Genomic DNA, 423 nt, shown 5'->3' with positions numbered 1-423 from the left:
GTCAGCAGCTCCTCCGCCCGCTCCTGCTTGGCCCTCTTGCTCATCCCGGGACGGTGCGTGTCGAAGATGTCGAAGATCTGCGCCCTCACACTGATCACCGGATTCAACGAGTTCATCGCCCCCTGGAACACCATCGAGATCTTGTCCCAGCGGAACGCCCGCAGGCCCTCCCCATCGAGCCCCACCACATCGATGTCGTGTCCATCCCGGTCATGGAACACGATCTCGCCCTGGGTCATCAACGCCGGAGCCTTCAACAACCGGTTCATCCCATACGCGAGGGTGGTCTTCCCACACCCCGACTCCCCCGCGAGCCCCAGGATCTCGCCACGGTTCAGCGTCAGCGACACGTCGCGGACAGCCTTGACCGGCGGATCCACCTCATACTCGATCGACACATTCCTCGCCGACAGCACCGCGTCG

General features: G+C 63.6%; 1 protein-coding gene. It reads right to left on the bottom strand.

Going from position 1 to position 423, the window contains the following annotated elements:
• Positions 1-423, bottom strand: a 423-nt coding sequence (locus DW299_RS09415; protein WP_240745365.1) for an ATP-binding cassette domain-containing protein, incomplete at both ends; no start/stop codon positions are given.

The sequence above is a fragment of the Microbacterium sp. K35 genome (assembly GCF_004794375.1).
Taxonomy (GTDB): Bacteria; Actinomycetota; Actinomycetes; order Actinomycetales; family Microbacteriaceae; genus Microbacterium; species Microbacterium sufflavum.
The sequence above is the reverse complement of the archived record's forward strand: the minus strand, read 5'-3'. Positions and strand labels throughout refer to the sequence as shown.